The sequence below is a fragment of the Streptomyces yangpuensis genome, assembly GCF_001005295.1.
Lineage (GTDB): Bacteria > Actinomycetota > Actinomycetes > Streptomycetales > Streptomycetaceae > Streptomyces > Streptomyces yangpuensis.
Genome location: NZ_LBMK01000002.1, coordinates 1,598,046 through 1,613,008, shown reverse-complemented (window position 1 = coordinate 1,613,008; position 14,963 = coordinate 1,598,046). Strand labels below are relative to the sequence as shown.

At 72.2% G+C, this 14,963-nt stretch carries 16 protein-coding genes; 11 read left to right on the top strand and 5 right to left on the bottom strand.

The window, feature by feature from the left end; translation table 11 throughout:
* Positions 1-108 precede the first annotated feature (108 nt).
* Both AAT21_RS12430 and AAT21_RS12425 read left to right on the top strand, forming a co-directional pair.
* On the top strand, positions 109-849 hold the full coding sequence (locus AAT21_RS12430) for a DUF5819 family protein (RefSeq protein ID WP_046776671.1): 741 nt from the start codon (positions 109-111) through the stop codon (positions 847-849).
* Positions 839-2,071, top strand: coding sequence for an HTTM domain-containing protein (locus tag AAT21_RS12425; protein WP_107081247.1), 1,233 nt, complete (start codon positions 839-841; stop codon positions 2,069-2,071). The genes AAT21_RS12430 and AAT21_RS12425 overlap by 11 nt, the downstream gene beginning before the upstream one ends.
* 26 nt (positions 2,072-2,097) lie before the next feature.
* Here AAT21_RS12425 and AAT21_RS12420 read toward each other — a convergent pair whose 3' ends face one another.
* Positions 2,098-3,000 carry a helix-turn-helix domain-containing protein gene (locus AAT21_RS12420; RefSeq protein WP_046776670.1) on the bottom strand — a complete coding sequence of 301 codons (903 nt, stop codon included), beginning with the start codon at positions 2,998-3,000 and terminating at the stop codon, positions 2,098-2,100.
* A 306-nt stretch (positions 3,001-3,306) separates the two neighbouring features.
* Between AAT21_RS12420 and AAT21_RS35405 the strand changes: the two genes are divergently transcribed.
* Positions 3,307-3,513 carry a hypothetical protein gene (locus tag AAT21_RS35405; protein ID WP_079025583.1) on the top strand — a complete coding sequence of 69 codons (207 nt, stop codon included), beginning with the start codon at positions 3,307-3,309 and terminating at the stop codon, positions 3,511-3,513.
* A 197-nt stretch (positions 3,514-3,710) separates the two neighbouring features.
* Here AAT21_RS35405 and AAT21_RS12410 read toward each other — a convergent pair whose 3' ends face one another.
* The gene (locus tag AAT21_RS12410) at positions 3,711-4,127 is read right to left on the bottom strand and encodes a DUF5994 family protein (protein ID WP_327152732.1); all 417 of its coding nucleotides are present in this window, start codon (positions 4,125-4,127) and stop codon (positions 3,711-3,713) included.
* A gap of 347 nt (positions 4,128-4,474) precedes the next feature.
* On the opposite strand from AAT21_RS12410, the gene AAT21_RS12405 reads away from it, so the two are divergent.
* The 4 genes from AAT21_RS12405 (at position 4,475) to AAT21_RS12390 (ending at position 7,744) form a co-directional block, all read left to right on the top strand.
* Positions 4,475-5,050 (top strand): DUF5994 family protein, encoded by a 576-nt coding sequence (locus AAT21_RS12405; RefSeq protein ID WP_046776668.1) that lies wholly within the window; start codon positions 4,475-4,477, stop codon positions 5,048-5,050.
* A gap of 5 nt (positions 5,051-5,055) precedes the next feature.
* Positions 5,056-5,244 carry a hypothetical protein gene (locus AAT21_RS12400; protein ID WP_046776667.1) on the top strand — a complete coding sequence of 63 codons (189 nt, stop codon included), beginning with the start codon at positions 5,056-5,058 and terminating at the stop codon, positions 5,242-5,244.
* A 522-nt stretch (positions 5,245-5,766) separates the two neighbouring features.
* Positions 5,767-7,083 carry an AI-2E family transporter gene (locus AAT21_RS12395; RefSeq protein WP_046776666.1) on the top strand — a complete coding sequence of 439 codons (1,317 nt, stop codon included), beginning with the start codon at positions 5,767-5,769 and terminating at the stop codon, positions 7,081-7,083.
* 196 nt (positions 7,084-7,279) lie between these two features.
* The gene (locus AAT21_RS12390) at positions 7,280-7,744 is read left to right on the top strand and encodes a type II toxin-antitoxin system PemK/MazF family toxin (RefSeq protein WP_046776665.1); all 465 of its coding nucleotides are present in this window, start codon (positions 7,280-7,282) and stop codon (positions 7,742-7,744) included.
* Between the two features lie 36 nt (positions 7,745-7,780).
* Here AAT21_RS12390 and AAT21_RS12385 read toward each other — a convergent pair whose 3' ends face one another.
* Positions 7,781-8,635 (bottom strand): TIGR02452 family protein, encoded by an 855-nt coding sequence (locus tag AAT21_RS12385; protein ID WP_046776664.1) that lies wholly within the window; start codon positions 8,633-8,635, stop codon positions 7,781-7,783.
* A 107-nt stretch (positions 8,636-8,742) separates the two neighbouring features.
* On the opposite strand from AAT21_RS12385, the gene egtA reads away from it, so the two are divergent.
* Genes egtA through egtD form a run of 4 tightly spaced genes read left to right on the top strand, consistent with a single transcriptional unit; the run spans position 8,743 to position 13,143 of the window.
* Positions 8,743-10,113: an ergothioneine biosynthesis glutamate--cysteine ligase EgtA gene (gene egtA / locus AAT21_RS12380; protein ID WP_079025582.1), complete on the top strand. Its 1,371-nt coding sequence runs from the start codon at positions 8,743-8,745 to the stop codon at positions 10,111-10,113.
* On the top strand, positions 10,110-11,414 hold the full coding sequence (egtB, locus tag AAT21_RS12375) for an ergothioneine biosynthesis protein EgtB (protein ID WP_046776663.1): 1,305 nt from the start codon (positions 10,110-10,112) through the stop codon (positions 11,412-11,414). Before egtA ends, egtB begins: the two co-directional genes overlap by 4 nt.
* Positions 11,414-12,172: an ergothioneine biosynthesis protein EgtC gene (gene egtC / locus AAT21_RS12370; protein WP_046776662.1), complete on the top strand. Its 759-nt coding sequence runs from the start codon at positions 11,414-11,416 to the stop codon at positions 12,170-12,172. The genes egtB and egtC overlap by 1 nt, the downstream gene beginning before the upstream one ends.
* A complete protein-coding gene (gene egtD, locus AAT21_RS12365) occupies positions 12,169-13,143 on the top strand; it encodes an L-histidine N(alpha)-methyltransferase (protein ID WP_046776661.1) in 975 nt (324 codons plus the stop codon). Before egtC ends, egtD begins: the two co-directional genes overlap by 4 nt.
* Here egtD and AAT21_RS35400 read toward each other — a convergent pair.
* Positions 13,026-13,967, bottom strand: coding sequence for a lysophospholipid acyltransferase family protein (locus AAT21_RS35400; RefSeq protein WP_157879670.1), 942 nt, complete (start codon positions 13,965-13,967; stop codon positions 13,026-13,028). The two genes, egtD and AAT21_RS35400, sit on opposite strands and share 118 nt — an antisense overlap.
* Positions 13,964-14,782, bottom strand: coding sequence for a GNAT family N-acetyltransferase (locus tag AAT21_RS12355; protein ID WP_046777306.1), 819 nt, complete (start codon positions 14,780-14,782; stop codon positions 13,964-13,966). Before AAT21_RS12355 ends, AAT21_RS35400 begins: the two co-directional genes overlap by 4 nt.
* Positions 14,783-14,963 lie beyond the last annotated feature (181 nt).

Below are 14,963 nucleotides of genomic sequence, written 5' to 3'. Positions count from 1 at the left end.
AGGCGGTACGAAGCCCGTTCATCGGATGACGGCGCGCGGCGGAATCCTCATCGAATCCGCCGCGCGCCGCGGGTGAGGGTCGCGGAGACCCCAGGCGAAGCAGCAGACATGAGAAAGACCGGGTGGGCGGTGTCGAGCGGAATTGAATCTGCGGACGTGAGGGAACTTCAGCAGTCCGCTCCCGGTCCGGTCCCCCAGCAGCGCCATGACGAAGCGGCCAGAACGGGCAAGCCGCCCCTTGGCGCTCGCACGGTGAAAGCAGGGCTGCGCACGGCCGTAGTCCTCTGTCTGGCAACGGCTCTGGTTCACGTCGTCCTGGTGTTCCTTCATGTGGCTCCGCCCAACCCTGTATCGAAGCGGTACGCCTCACAGGTCAATGGATGGGTATTCCCGCTGTTCGAACAGAACTGGCGGCTCTTCGCCCCGGACCCCGACTCCTTCAACCGGAAAATCCTGGCGAGGACCGCACACACCGATCCCAAGGGGGCAGTGCAGGTGACCCCCTGGTTCGACCTGGCTGCCGTCGACCATTCCGCCGTCGACCACAGCGTATTTCCGAGCCATACATCCCAGAACCTCCTGCGCCGCGCCTGGACCTCTTATGTCGAGACGCACGGAGGGAGCGACACGGCACGCTCGGAACGCGCCTTGATGCTGCAGACGTACCTGCGCAACATCGCCGTGGACCGCGTCGCCTCCCACAGCGACGGTCGCACTTTCGAGTTCATTCAGCTCCGGGTCGTCACGCTGCCCGTCGCTGCGCCCGGCACAGCGGCCGGGACCCGCCCGCCGGCACCCACCGAGGACCGGCTCCTGCCCTGGTGGAAGGTGACCTCCCATGGGAAGTGAACAGATCCCCGAGCCCCCTTCCACGGCCGCCACGCCGCACCGGGCTGCGGCCCATGAGCCGTCCATCGCCGGCACGGCCCACCGGTGGCTCCGCGACCGGATCTGCGACCTGTGGGCGCTTCTCACCGACCGGCCGATCTCCCTGTACGCCGCGTCGGTCCTGCGCATCGGCTACGGGCTGCTCTATCTGGTCTTCCTGCTGCGCGAGTTCCCGCACCGTGACGAGATCTGGGGCCCGGGCTCCCCCTGGACACCGGCGCTGGCACAGCAGCTCTTCGACCAGACGGGCTGGAACAGCATCCTGATCCTGTCCGACAGCCGCGCCTACTTCGAACTCTGCTACGTGACGGCCCTCGTCACCTCCGCGCTGTTCATGCTGGGCTGGCGGACCCGGGCCATGTCCGTCCTCTTCGCCGTCGTGGTGACCTCCTTCCACGCCCGATCGATCTTCATGACGGACGGGGGCGACAACCTGATCCTGCTGATGTCCCTCTACCTCGTCCTCACCGCGTGCGGTCGGCGCTGGTCCCTCGACGCACGCCGAGACCGGCTCAAGGCAGCCCGTGCGGGCAGCGCCCCGGAGCCGGCGAGGAGCTTCCGCGCACAGCCGCTCCTGGACGCTCGGACCACCTTGATCACGGTGGTGCACAACTGCGGCATCCTCGTCATCGGGGCACAGGTCTGCTTCCTCTACGGATCGGCCGGCCTGTACAAGATCCAGGGCCCTACCTGGGGCGGCGGCACCGCTCTCCACTACGCGCTGAACCTCGAACTGTTCCAGCCCTGGCCCGCACTCTCCCACCTCGTGGACGAGTACCCGCTCGTGATCGCGATCGCCAGCTACCTGACGGTGCTCCTGCAGGTCGCCTTCCCGTTCGTGCTCTTCGGCAGGCTCAAGTACCCCGTCCTGACGGTGCTGCTGGGCATGCACATCGGTATCGCAGTGCTCCTGGGACTGCCCGTGTTCTCCGGGGCGATGATCGTGGCGGACGCCGTGTTCCTTCCCGACCGCTTCTACGCCTTCCTGCCCCGCCTGTGGCGACGCGCGGCCCGACGCACGGAAACGGGGCCGTCGGCACCCGGCCGAGCGACGGGATCCGGATTCGTGCCCCTGCAGGGCAGGCCCGCCAGGCCCGGCGCACCCGCCTCCGAGCAGCCGGCTGCTCCTGCGCAGCAGGACACCACCACACCGAAGGTGCGCCCTCGGTCCGGGCGCGCGTAGCCGGCTCGGCCGACACCCCACGGTCGTCACGGGTGCGGTGCGGGCAACAGGCAGCCGGCCGAGGGGGATTCCGTGTCGATGTACCCCTTGATGGCCTCCGCGATGAACTGCCGGGTGCTGACCGGGCTCAGCGCCCGGGCCTGCAGGTGCGCGTACATGTCTGCGTAGAGCCTCACGTCTGATCGTTTCTCCACGTAGAGGTCGCTGGTGAACCTCTCCAGATACACCACGCTCGCGTCGGTGGTGCCGGCGAACTCGAGCAAGGAGAACTGCCCCGAGACACCGGGGTGCGCCCCTGCCTCGTGGGGAAGGACCTGCAGGGTGATGTGCGGCTGGGAGCCGAGGTGGGTCAGATGCTCGAGCTGCTCGCGCATCACCTCACGGCTGCCCACGACGCGCCGCACAGCCGACTCGTCCAGCACGACCCATAAGCGCATCGGGGCCCCGGGGGCGGCGAGTCGGCTCTGGCGCCGCAGCCGTACCTGGAGGCGTGCGGCGGCCTGTTCGGCGGTGGTGTGCGGGATCGTTCCTGCGATGACCGACCGGGCGTAGGCGGGAGTCTGCAGCAGGCCCGGGACCACGAAAGGCTCGTAGGTCCGGATCGCCGCGGCCTCGGCCTCCAGGCCGATGTAGGCGCCGTACGGGATGTCGCCGTAGGAGTTCCACCAGCCCTGTCGGCCCGATTCCCGGGCCAGCCGCATCAGGTCGTCGAGGAGCTGCTGGTCCTGGACTCCGTACAGGCGGCAGAGGTCGCGCACGTCGCGCGGCTTGATGTGGCGGCGGCCGTTCTCCAGGAGGCTGATCTTCGGTTGGGAGATCAGCAGTTGCTCCGCGACCTGCAGCGTCGTCAGACCACTGGCCTTCCGGAGCCGGCGCAGCTCCGATCCCAACCGGCGCCTGCTGACGGTGGGATTCGTGTCGACACCCACGGGGTGTGTTCCTCCGCTCCGTGAACCCTTTTTCCGGCGAGCAGGATGCCACGCCGAAGGTGCAGCGGGATCCGCCTCGGGGTCGTGTCGCGCTGCCGTGTCGGCACTTCTCGCGGTCATGCGGTGCCGTCCCCGCGCACGTGCGGGCGGCGCCCTTCCCTGACGCGCAGGAAGGCGGGTCCGGCGGATGACCACCCGTTTCACCCGGATGCCTCGTTTCGTGGGCGACGTGATGCCGAGCGTGACGCTGCGTGTCAGCGTGGTCCGATAAGGATCCGAACCCCCGCATCACGAGGAGTCGTCGTCATGGGTGGTAAGCAGCACAAGCGTCAGGAGCCGGGCAGGGGCAGCGAGGCGCATGGCCATCAGCGCCCCGGGGATCCCGCGCACCCCCAGCCGGGCAGGCCGTCGCGTGAGCAGGCACAGAAGCAGGGCCGGGGCAAGGAGGAAACCGAGCGCCGCCGCGAGGACGACCTGCTGCGTGAAGAGGACCTGCACGACGAGAACCTCTGAGGGTCGCTGTCCTGGCCCCGAACGGCCTGTTCAGCGGATGTGCTGGCGTCCGGAACGCGGCCCGTGCATGCCCAGGTGCACCAGGGCCGCCACGAGGATCAGGATCCCGGAGACCTTCACGATGTGGGCACCTCCTCGGACGAGGGAGGGCCTGGCCGCTGCCGCGATGTCGTCCGTGCCGGAGGAAGGGCTTTCCTCTACTCGGGTTCGGGCGTGGTGGCGATGAGGATCTGAGCGGCCTGCGTGACGTTGTCGGCACGGACCGCGCGGGCCATCGCTTCACGGGCCGCGTCGTCGGTGGTGCCGGGCGGAACCACCAGCAGGCCGAAGTGGTCGTTGTGGCCGCGGGTAACGAGGACGGTGTCGTCGCCGACCGGGTCGGAGTCGAGGTGCACGACCCGGCCGTCGACGACCAGGCGGGACGGCAGGTCGTTCCAGGCGGACGCCTCCACGCCCACCCGGGTGATCGGGCCGAGGTGCGTGGTCAGGACACTGATCAGCGCAGGCAGCTCGGTTGCGATGTCACGGGTCCGCGGCCACCAGGCGCCGTCCAGGAGCCCCTCCCGGGAGCTCGTGGTCTCCAGTCGCAGCAGGGCCGTACCCGGGTTGATCACCGAGTGGATCGCATCCGGCAGGAGCAGCGGGGCGTGGGCGTGGGGGGACGTCGGAATCAGCCATGTGGTGTCGCCCGCCCAGGGGTGGGGCCGTACCGCGTCGCAGGCCGGCACCGGTGCGGTGCCGGCCGGGCGAGGTGCGCGACCTGTCGTCCTTTCACGGTACTCACGCTCCCGGCAACCCCGCCCACCGGAAAATACCTGGTCAGATCAGCTTTACCACCCCGAACAGGCGTACAGTGAAAGCACCGGGAGTACTTCGCACACCGGCTTTCACGCGGGTGTCATTTCCGGCGATCGCCTAAAAACCGGACTGCCGACAGGCAGTCCGGGGGCAGGTCCACACCATGACCACCACCCTCGACCGGACCGCGCCCCGCGACCCCGCCACAGAGCCCGCGGCCCGTTTGTCCCTCACCCCTGCCACCGCGCTCGCCGGCCAGCTGGACGGTGCCTGGTGGCCCTACTCCCGCGACCTCGAAGCCGAGCTCCCCGCTCTCGCCGCCGCCCTGGACGAAACCTGGGGACGCATCACCCGCCTCACCGTGAACCCCGCCCGCTGGCCCGCCGTCCCGCGCACGGTCGCCATGGCCGGGCGCGTCCTGCACGTGGGCTGGTTCACCGAACAGGACCCCGACAAGCTCATCCTGCTCTCCTACACCGTCGGCCGCTGGGACCTCCTCGTCGTCCCGCCCGAGACCGCACCCGCAGCTGCGGCCCGCCTGATGACGGCAGCGGCGATTCCGGGCAGCGTCCTCACCGCAGGCGTCCTGATGGCCAACGAAGCCGTCATCGGACGCGGCGCCCGCGCCGCGCGCCGCCGGGAAGCCGCTTGGGAAGACGAGGGCGGGGCCTGCATGCCCACCCTCGGGGACCCCTTCGGACGAAGCGCCCTCCCGCTGTCCGCGAACGGCTGGAGGTGAGTTCGGTGGAAACCCTCGTCCTCATCGCCGTGATCATCATCGCGACCGCCGTCGGCATGCGCTGGATCCACCTGCTCAACGCCCAGCACGACGCGCGGATCGCGGCCTACCGCTTCAGCGACCCTCTGCCGAGGCCGCCGGGCCTGCCCGACGACACCGGTCGTCGAGCCCACCCCACGGATGCCGACCACTGAGGAACGGACTTTTCTCCGACGGGGGGCATCGGCGGGCCGGGGGCCCCGGCGCCCCGACCGCTCCGAGAGGCTCCTCGGCCTCCATGCGCCGGATTCCCTCGTGGGTGAGAGTAAGGGAACACCCAGGCAGTGCCGGGGGCCGCCAGCCCGGCGTGATCGACGTGATCGACGGGCCGCCCTCCGAAGGAGGGCATTCAGCCCGGCGCAGCCACAGAGGACCACGCGCGTGAAATCGACTTCGAGGTGATGCGCAGCGCGTCGCGAAGGACGGGGCTGGTCGGCACTCCTCTGCGGCGCTGCTCGCAGCGTGCGCGAGCGCGCGCCGGTTCTGATGTCCTGCCGTCGCAGCGACGAATCGGCGCTGCCGTGGATCGCTACCGGGGTCCTGGCCAGGGACCTGCTCTCGGGACGGGACAGCTCTGTCCGGCACCGGTCGCTCACCATCGCACCCGGATCCCCACTCGACCGCCTGATCACCACAAAACGGGGGCAGACGGACATAGAGGGCGGAGGGAGGTCCGGATGTCCGGGATCCGTGCCATCTACAGCCGCGCGAAGGGCGCCGCGACCGCGGCCGGTGAGCGGCGCGCGCGGGCGCTGGCCCGCCACGACGCCGAGGAAGCGGCCGAGCGGGAACGAACGGTCCGCCTCCGCCGTGCCCAGGCCCGCGATCGCGCTCCGGACGCGGTCCGTGCGGCGCCCTGGGGCATGCGGGTCGCGGCCGAGGTCGCCTGGCGGTTCCTGGTCCTCGCGGCCACCGTGTGGGTCCTGATGCGGGTGATCGACTCCGTGCGGCTGGTCGCCCTGGCCTTCGTCGCCGCGTTGCTGATCACCGCGCTGCTCCAGCCGACGGTCGCCCGTCTGCACCGCCGGGGGCTGCCTCAGGGGCTCGCCACCGTCGTCACGGCGCTCTGCGGGTTCCTCGCCCTCGGGCTGATCGGCTGGTTCGTCGTATGGCAGGTGCTCGACAACCTCGACAGTCTGTCCGAGCGGCTCCAAGAAGGCATCGCGGAATTGAAACGGTGGCTCCTCGACAGCCCGTTCCACGTGACCGAGCAGCAGATCAACGACATCACCGAGCGCCTGAGTGACGCCATCGGCACGAGCACCAGCGAGATCACCTCGACCGGTCTCCAGGGAGTGACCGTTCTGATCGAGGTCATCACCGGCATGCTCCTGGCGATGTTCATCACGCTCTTCCTGCTGTACGACGGCAGGAAGGTCTGGGAGTGGATACTGAGGCTGCTGCCAGTCACCGTGCGGCCCCGAGTTGCCGGAGCGGGCCCGCCGGCCTGGCGGACCCTCACCGCCTACATCCGCGGAACGCTGATCGTCGCCCTGATCGACGCGGTGTTCATCGGTGTCGGGATCTACTTCCTCGGCGTCCCCCTCGCCATCCCCATTGCCGTGGTGATCTTCCTGGCCTCCTTCGTGCCGCTGATCGGCGCCATCGCCTCCGGCGCGCTCGCCGTGATCGTCGCGCTCGTCACCCAGGGCGTCTTCACCGCCTTGATGGCCCTGCTGGTGGTGCTCCTCGTTCAACAGATCGAGGGGCACATCCTCCAACCGTTCATACTCGGGCGCGCGGTCCGGATCCATCCGCTGGCCGTGGTCCTGGCCGTCACCACCGGAGGGCTTGTCGCAGGTATCGGCGGCGCAGTGGTCGCCGTCCCCTTCGTGGCCGTGGCGAACACGGTGATCGTGCACCTCCGGTCCTACACGGACGAGGACGAAGAGCCGGCGCCGGAACCGGGAGCCGACCCGGGCGCGGCACCGGACCCGGAACCGGACGGTTCGCCGGAGCAGCCCCCGGAGCGGCCACCCGATGCGGTGGAGTGAGACCGGACGGGAACCCGGTCCTGGTCCTTCTGCGAACCTTGGTGCGGGCGCCCGGCCGAGGCAGCACCACCTGGACGGCGCGCTTCCCGCCACAGGCGCCCGCAGCGGTACGGCGGTATCGCCGGTACGCCCGCCGGATGCGGAGCGTGACCGCCGCGGCTGTCCTTCGCGCCGAGAAGCCAGTAATCTCCCCGCAATGACGGCACTTTCGCAGCACAGCAGCGGCTACACGGAGCAACCGGGCCGCGACGGCGCCACGGCCACCACGGAGGCCGATCCGCACGCCATCGGGCCGGTGCGGACCGAGTACGCCCCGGATCCCGACGGCGACCCCGACCCGGGCGAGATCGTGTGGACCTGGGTCCCGTTCGAGGAGAACGACGGCCGCGGCAAGGACCGTCCGGTGCTGGTCGTCGCCCGCGAGGCGGGCGGCCGGACGCTGCTCGCGGTACAGCTGTCCAGCAAGCGGCACAACCACGACCGCGCATGGGTGCCGATCGGGACGGGCCCGTGGGACAGCGCGGGCCGGGAGTCGTGGGTGGACGTCGACCGGGTGCTGCGCGTGCACGAGTCGGGGATGCGGCGCGAGGCCTGCGCGCTGGACCGGGGACGCTTCGGGCTGGTGGTCGACCGTCTGCGCGAACGCTACGGCTGGCACTGACCGCACCCGCCGGCCGCCTCGCTCCGGCCGGCCGCGTCAGGGGGTGGGGGTGGCGAAGGTTCGTTCGAAGGCCTGGCGGGAGTGTGGTGCGGGATCCAGGATCGCGAACACCACTCGCTCGAAGGTGCCCGCGAAGCGGGTCGCCAGCAGGGCCCTGAAGGCCTCGGCCACCACCGCCGGGTCGTTGCGGAACACCCCGCACCCCCAGGCCCCCAGCACCAGCTGCCGGTACTCGTGCAGCGCCGCCACCTCCAGGACCAGCTCCGCGCGCCGGGCCAGCGCCCCCGGGATCTCCGCGGCCCGCTCCGGTTCCTGCCGCAGGATCGTGCCCGCGTTCGGCGCGGGCGAGGTCAGGAAACCGGCCCGGAACGGCGACTCCATCAGCTCGCCCCGGTCGTCGCGGAAAACCGGCACGCCGGGCGAGTGAATCACCCGGTCGGTGTAGAAGGTGCTGACTTCCGCGCGGTGCACCTCGTAGTACTCCCGAGCCTCCAGCAGCGTCTCGTACAGGGCGGAGGCACGGCACAGGGCCTCCTCCTGCGCCTTGGCCCCGCGGACGTAGCCGCCCCCGGGATTCCGGGCCGAGGCGAAGTTCAGGACCGCCACCGACGTCCCCGCCGGACCCACCCCCGGACCCGCCGAAGGGTCCGTCGCGAGCCTACGGGCAGCGACCGTACTGCTCTCCCCCGTGACCTCGACGACCGTCGTACGCGCCCCACCCACGGGTTGCTCGCCTGGAATGACCTGGTTTGGCCCATATATTCTGGTTCCTGCCTTGGCGTCCGCCAGGGCGGCGGCAAGGGACACCTGCCGTCCCGACCGCGTCCGGTACCCCCCGGCCGCCAGGATTTCCGCGTTCTCCCGCGCGATCTCGCGCAATCTGCTGCTCACGCCGCCATCCTGTGCACCTCCTTTCCCGGCGGCAAAGGATTTTGTGCCCGAGGGAGGGGTAGGCACGGGTGATGTCCCGGCCGACGACAGGAGAAGAGGACCCGGTCATGCCCCTCGACCCACCCGTTCCCCCGCCCTTTCCCCCGCCTGCGCCGGACGCTCCCGCGCAGGACGCGCCCGCCTCCGCCGATCCCCCATCCGACGCCCCGCCCTCCCCCGCGATCAGCGAGAAACAGGCGGAGCATCTGATCCACGGGATCTGTTTCAAGACCGGCCCGCCCCGCCTTCTCGGTGCCGAACTCGAATGGCTGGTCGTGGACGCCGAGCGGCCCGGACTGGCCGTGGCCCCCGAGCGGCTCCGGGCGGCGCACGCCGCGGCCCGTGCGCTGCCCCTGCACTCCCGGGTGACCGTCGAACCGGGCGGACAGCTCGAACTCAGCTCGGCCCCCGCCACCTCCCTCACGGGCTGCGTGGACGGGCTCCAGGACGACCTGACCGCCGTCCGCGCCGCCCTGCGCGAGCAGGGACTGGTCCTGCGCGGCCTCGGCCGTGATCCCCGCCTCCCCTACCGCCGGCTGCTCAACAGCCCGCGCTACGACGCGATGGAGGCATACTTCGACCGCACCGGCCCGGCCGGCCGCACCATGATGTGTGCCTCCGCCTCCGTGCAGGTCTGCGTGGACGCCGGGTACGAGGAGCCGGGCGGGCTCGGCCACGGCCGGCGCTGGCGCCTCGCCCACCTGCTCGGTGCGGTCCTGGTGGCCGCCTTCGCCAACTCCCCCGCGGACGAGGGACCGTACGCCGGCTGGCGGTGCTCCCGCCAGGGGATCTGGGACGACCTGGACGCCCGGCGCACCCTCGCCCCGCCGCTGGACGCGGAGCCGCGGGACGGCTGGGTCCGCCAGGCCCTGGACACCGAGGTGATGTGCGTACGGTCGTACGAGGGCGAGGCCTGGGACGTCCCGCGCGGCACGACCTTCCGCGACTGGCTGCGCGCGGGCGACGACGGGCAGGCTCTGCGGGCGCCCACCGCCGAGGATCTGGACTACCACCTCACGACGCTGTTCCCGCCCGTGCGGCCGCGCGGCCACATGGAGTTGCGCATGATCGACGCGCAGCCCGGCGACGACGGCTGGCTGGTCCCGGTGGCCATCGTGCACGCGCTGTTCGACGACCCGGAAGCCGCCGAGACCGCCTACCGGGTGACCAAGGCCCTGGCCGACGCCTACGGCGCGCAGCCCGCCCCCCGCAATCCGCTCTGGCGGTCCGCCGCCCGCCACGGTCTGACCGATCCCGAGCTGCGGGCGGCCGCCAAGACCTGCTTCCGCGCGGCCACGGAGGCCCTGCCCCGGCTCGGTGCGACCACGCACGTCCGGGACACCGTCGGCGCGTTCACCGAGCGCTTCGTCCTGCGTGGCCGATGTCCGGGGGACGAACCGCCGCAGCTGCGGCCCGACGGGAAGGAGGCCCTGCGATGACCACCGAATCCCACCCCGGGCTGCGGGAACGGGCGGCGGCCTCGCTGACCGCCGCGCGGGCCCGGACGGCGGCCCTCACGGACGCGGTGACCGACGCCGACCTCACCGCCCAGCACTCCCCCCTGATGTCCCCGCTGGTCTGGGACCTGGCGCACATCGGCAACCAGGAGGAGCTCTGGCTGCTCCGGCGGGTCGCCGGACGCGAGTCGATGCGCCCCGATATCGACCCCCTCTACGACGCCTTCGAGCATCCGCGTGCCGAACGGCCGAAGCTGCCGCTGCTGGGGCCCGAGGAGGCCCGCCGGTACGCCGCCGAGGTCCGCGGCCGGGTCTTCGACCTCCTCGAGGAGACCCCGCTGGAGGGCAGCGCGCTCCTCGACGACGGCTTCGCCTTCGGGATGATCGCCCAGCACGAGCAGCAGCACGACGAGACCATGCTGATCACCCATCAGCTGCGGCGCGGTGCCCCCGTGCTGACCGCACCGGAGCCGGACGCGCCCTACGACCCGCCGGGCGCCGCCGAGGTCCTCATACCCGCGGGCCCGTTCACCATGGGCACCTCCACCGAGCCGTGGTCGCTGGACAACGAACGGCCGGCGCACCGGAGGGACACCGAGGCGTTCTGGATGGACACGCTGCCCGTGACGAACGCCGCGTACCGCGCCTTCATGGCGGACGGCGGATACCACGAACCGCGCTGGTGGGCGCCGGCCGGCTGGGACCAGATCCGCCGGCACTCGATCGAGGCGCCGCTGTTCTGGCACCGGGAGGGCGGCGAATGGCTGCGCCGCCGCTTCGGGGTGACCGAGCCCGTCCCCGATGAAGAACCGGTTCTGCACGTCAGTTGGTACGAGGCGGACGCCTACGCCCGCTGGGCGGGGCGGCGGCTGCCCACGGAGACCGAGTGGGAGAAGGCCGCCCGCTTCGATCCCGCGACCGGCCGCTCGGCCCGCTACCCGTGGGGCGACGCGGACCCGACCCCGGCCCACGCCAACCTTGGGCAGCGGCACCTGCGCCCGTCCCGCGCGGGCAGCTACCCGGCCGGGGCGTCCCCGCTCGGGGTGCGCCAGCTGATCGGCGACGTGTGGGAGTGGACGGCGTCCGACTTCCTGCCGTACCCGGGTTTCCGGGCCTTCCCCTACCGGGAGTACTCGGAGGTGTTCTTCGGCCCGGAGCACAAGGTGCTGCGGGGCGGTTCCTTCGCGGTGGACCCGGTGGCCTGCCGGGGCACCTTCCGCAACTGGGACCTGCCGGTGCGGCGGCAGATCTTCTCCGGCTTCCGCACCGCGAGGGACCTCTGATGTGCCGTCATCTCGCCTATCTGGGCCCGGAGGTGCCGCTCGGGAGGCTGCTGAGCGAGCCCGAGCACTCGCTGGTGCGCCAGTCCTGGGAGCCGCGCCGCCAGCAGCACGGCACGGTCAACGCCGACGGCTTCGGCGTCGGCTGGTACGCCGAGGGCGACCCGGTGCCCGCCCGCTACCGTCGCGCCGGGCCGATCTGGGGCGACCTGACCTTCACCGACCTCTCCCGCGTGGTGCGCAGCGGGGCCGTGCTGGCCGCCGTACGCGACGCCACGCTGGCCGGGGCCGACGGCGAGGCCGCGGCCGCACCCTTCACGGACGGGCCGTGGCTGTTCAGCCACAACGGCGCGGTGCGCAACTGGCCGGAGTCGGCGGCGCCGCTCGCCGCGGCGCTGCCGCCGGAGGAGCTGCTGCAACTGGCGGCCCGCACCGATTCGGCGCTGATCTGGGCACTGGTACGGCGCCGGCTGCGGGCCGGGGACGACCTGGGCACGGCGCTCGCCGAGCCCGTGCGGGAGCTGTCCTCGGCGGCGCCCGGCTCCCGGCTGAACCTGCTGCTCACGGACGGCGCGGCGATCGCCGCGACGGCCTGGGGCGATTCGCTCTGGTACCTGACCGATCCGGGGGGCGGGCGCACCGTGGTGGCGTCCGAGCCGTACGACGACGACACCCGGTGGTGCGAAGTGCCCGACCGGACCCTGCTGACCGCCACCCGTACGCGGGTCCGCCTGACCCCGCTCAAGGAGAACCGCACGTGACCAGCTTTCAGTTGACCCGGACCCTCGACGAGGACGCGGCGGAGACCGCCCTGCGTGCAGACGTGCTGCACGGGCTGACGCACACGCCCAAGGTGCTGCCGCCCAAGTGGTTCTACGACGCGCGGGGCAGTGAACTCTTCGAGGAGATCACCCGGCTGCCCGAGTACTACCCGACGCGGGCGGAGCGGGAGATCCTGCTGGAGCGGGCGCGGGAGATCGCCGCGGTGAGCGGGGCCCGCACCCTGGTGGAGCTGGGTTCCGGTTCCTCGGAGAAGACCCGCCATCTGATCGAGGCGATGCCGGCGCTGGACACGTACGTGCCGGTGGACGTGAGCGAGAGCGCCCTGCGGGGAGCGGCCACCGCGCTGCTCGCCGACCATCCGGGGCTGCGGGTGCACGCCCTGCTGGCCGACTTCACCCGGGCGCTGCAGCTGCCGGACTCCCCCGGTCCCCGGCTGGTGGTGTTCCTGGGCGGCACGATCGGGAACCTGCTGCCGCCGGAGCGGGCGGTGTTCCTGGCGGCCGTACGGTCGATGCTGTCGCCCGGGGACGCGCTGCTGATGGGCACGGACCTGGTGAAGGACGAGGCCGTGCTGGTGACGGCGTACGACGACGCCCGGGGGGTGACGGCCGAGTTCAACAAGAACGTGCTGGCCGTCATCAACCGGGAGCTGGACGCCGACTTCCACACCGCCGACTTCGAGCACGTGGCGGTGTGGAACAGGGAGCAGGAGTGGATCGAGATGCGACTGCGAGCCCGGTCCGAGGTGACGGTGAAGGTCCGGGCCCTGGACCTGGTGGTGCCGTTCGCGGAAGGTGAGGAGATCCTGACGGAGGTGTCCGCGAAGTTCCGTCAGGAGGGCGTACGGAAGGAGCTGGCCGCGGCCGGGCTGGAGCTGACCCGGTGGTGGACGGACACGGCGGGCCGCTTCGCGCTGTCCCTGTCGGTCGCCGAGGGCCCGGTGGGCTGATCGGACGGGGCCGGCCGCGTCGTCCGCTCCGACGCGCGGTCGGCCACGGCCCGCTGCGCGGCGGCCGCGAGGTCCCGCCGGTCCGTGTAGCGGCCCGGCGGGATCCGCGGCAGCAGCGTGACCTCGGCCCGTATCCCGCGGGCCCGGGCGATCCGCCACAGCGAGGCGGTCAGCGGGTCGTCCCCGACGAAGGCGGGCGCCCCGGCCGTTTCCCCGTCGGCCCGCAGGTACGCCAGGTGCAGGGGCTGTACGGGGACCCGCGCGTCCAGGGCGGACTGGAAGGCGGCCCTGCGGAAGGTGCCACGGGCGCGCCCGCACCAGGTGGAGCCTTCGGGGAAGACGGTGACCCGGTGGCCGGCGAGCAGGGCGCGGGTCATGGCGGTGACGGTGGCGGGCAGGGCGCGGATGCGGTCGCGCTCGATGAACAGGGTTCCGGCCCGTGCGGCGAGGCGGCCGAGGACGGGCCAGGCGCGGATGTCGCTCTTGGCGAGCATCCGGCTGGGCAGGACGGTGGCGACGAGCGGGATGTCGAGCCAGGAGATGTGGTTGGCGACGAGCAGGTGGCCGCCGGACGGGCCCGGGCTGCCGTGCACGGTGATCCGCAGGCCGAAGGCGCGTACCAGTGCGGCCGACCAGGCGCGTACCACCGCGTGCCGGGGGCCCGCCGGCAGCAGCCGGACCGGTGGGGCACCGAGGATCCCGAGCAGGATCAGGGCGACGGCGCCGGTGAGCCGCAGGACCGCGTGGGGGACGCTCGCGGTGCGCCCCTCGTGGCCGGAGCAGGCCACGGGGGTACAGGGCGAGGTGGGCAGCCAGACGCTCATGCGCCCGGGATGAGCGCGCGGAAGTGCTTGAGGTAGCGCGGGTTGGTCCGGCGCAGGGAGAGCAGCACGTACAGGTCGGTGCAGCCGAACTCGGCGTCGAGGGCGGGCTCTCCGCAGACCCAGGCGCCCAGGCGCAGGTAGCCGCGCAGCAGCGGGGGCAGTTCCATGCCGTCGGGGAAGTCGATGCCTTCGGGGTTCCAGGGGATGTGCGGGGTGACCCGGTACTCCTCGGGTGCGAGGCTGCGGGTCAGGGCGCGCTCGCGGGTGGCCGCGGCGAGGACGCCGCCGTCGGCGAGCGGTATGGAGCAGCAGCCGGCGAGCCAGTTGTGACCGGTGCGGTCCATGTAGTGGGCGAGGCCTGCCCAGATGAGGGCGATGACGGCGCCGTTGCGGTGGTCGGGGTGGACGCAGGAGCGGCCGACCTCGACGAGGTCGGGGCGGATCGGGGCAAGCGCGGAGAGGTCGAACTCGCCCTCGGAGTACAGGCGGCCCGCGACAGCGGCGCGCTCCGGGGGCAGCAGCCGGTAGGTGCCGACGACCTGTCCGCTCTGCTCGTCGATGACGAGGAGGTGGTCGCAGTAGGCGTCGAAGGCGTCGGCGTCGAGGCCGGGCTCGGGGCCGTCGAGGCGGGCGCCGAGTTCACCGGCGAAGACCTGGTGGCGCAGGCGCTGGGCGGCCCGTACCTCGTCCTCGTCACGGGCGAGGCGCACGGTGTAGTGGGGCCCGGGGGCGGCGGCCTTGGCGGGGGCGGGCGCGGGGGCGAGGAGGGGGGAGGTGGGGGCGGGGGCGGGGGCCGTGGAGAGGGACGGGGACAGGGGNGGGGGGGGGGGGGGGGGGGGGGGGGGGGGGGGGGGGGGGGGGGGGGGGGGGGGGGGGGGGGGGGGGGGGGGGGGGGGGGGGGGGCCGTGGAGAGGGACGGGGACAGGGGTGCGATGGTCATGGCGGCTCCTGATCCGGGCACGGAGGGCCAGGCCGGCAGGTGGTGGCCTGGCTCCT

Excerpts from the sequence above, each read along its gene's own strand:
- egtB (WP_046776663.1), top strand. The coding sequence starts at position 10,110 with ATGACCACCGAATCCCACCCCGGGCTGCGGGAACGGGCGGCGGCCTCG.
- AAT21_RS12405 (WP_046776668.1), top strand. The coding sequence starts at position 4,475 with ATGACCACCACCCTCGACCGGACCGCGCCCCGCGACCCCGCCACAGAG.
- AAT21_RS12390 (WP_046776665.1), top strand. The coding sequence starts at position 7,280 with ATGACGGCACTTTCGCAGCACAGCAGCGGCTACACGGAGCAACCGGGC.
- egtC (WP_046776662.1), top strand. The coding sequence starts at position 11,414 with ATGTGCCGTCATCTCGCCTATCTGGGCCCGGAGGTGCCGCTCGGGAGG.
- AAT21_RS35405 (WP_079025583.1), top strand. The coding sequence starts at position 3,307 with ATGGGTGGTAAGCAGCACAAGCGTCAGGAGCCGGGCAGGGGCAGCGAG.
- AAT21_RS12395 (WP_046776666.1), top strand. The coding sequence starts at position 5,767 with ATGTCCGGGATCCGTGCCATCTACAGCCGCGCGAAGGGCGCCGCGACC.
- AAT21_RS35400 (WP_157879670.1), bottom strand. The coding sequence starts at position 13,967 with ATGAGCGTCTGGCTGCCCACCTCGCCCTGTACCCCCGTGGCCTGCTCC.
- AAT21_RS12430 (WP_046776671.1), top strand. The coding sequence starts at position 109 with ATGAGAAAGACCGGGTGGGCGGTGTCGAGCGGAATTGAATCTGCGGAC.
- egtA (WP_079025582.1), top strand. The coding sequence starts at position 8,743 with ATGCCCCTCGACCCACCCGTTCCCCCGCCCTTTCCCCCGCCTGCGCCG.
- AAT21_RS12425 (WP_107081247.1), top strand. The coding sequence starts at position 839 with ATGGGAAGTGAACAGATCCCCGAGCCCCCTTCCACGGCCGCCACGCCG.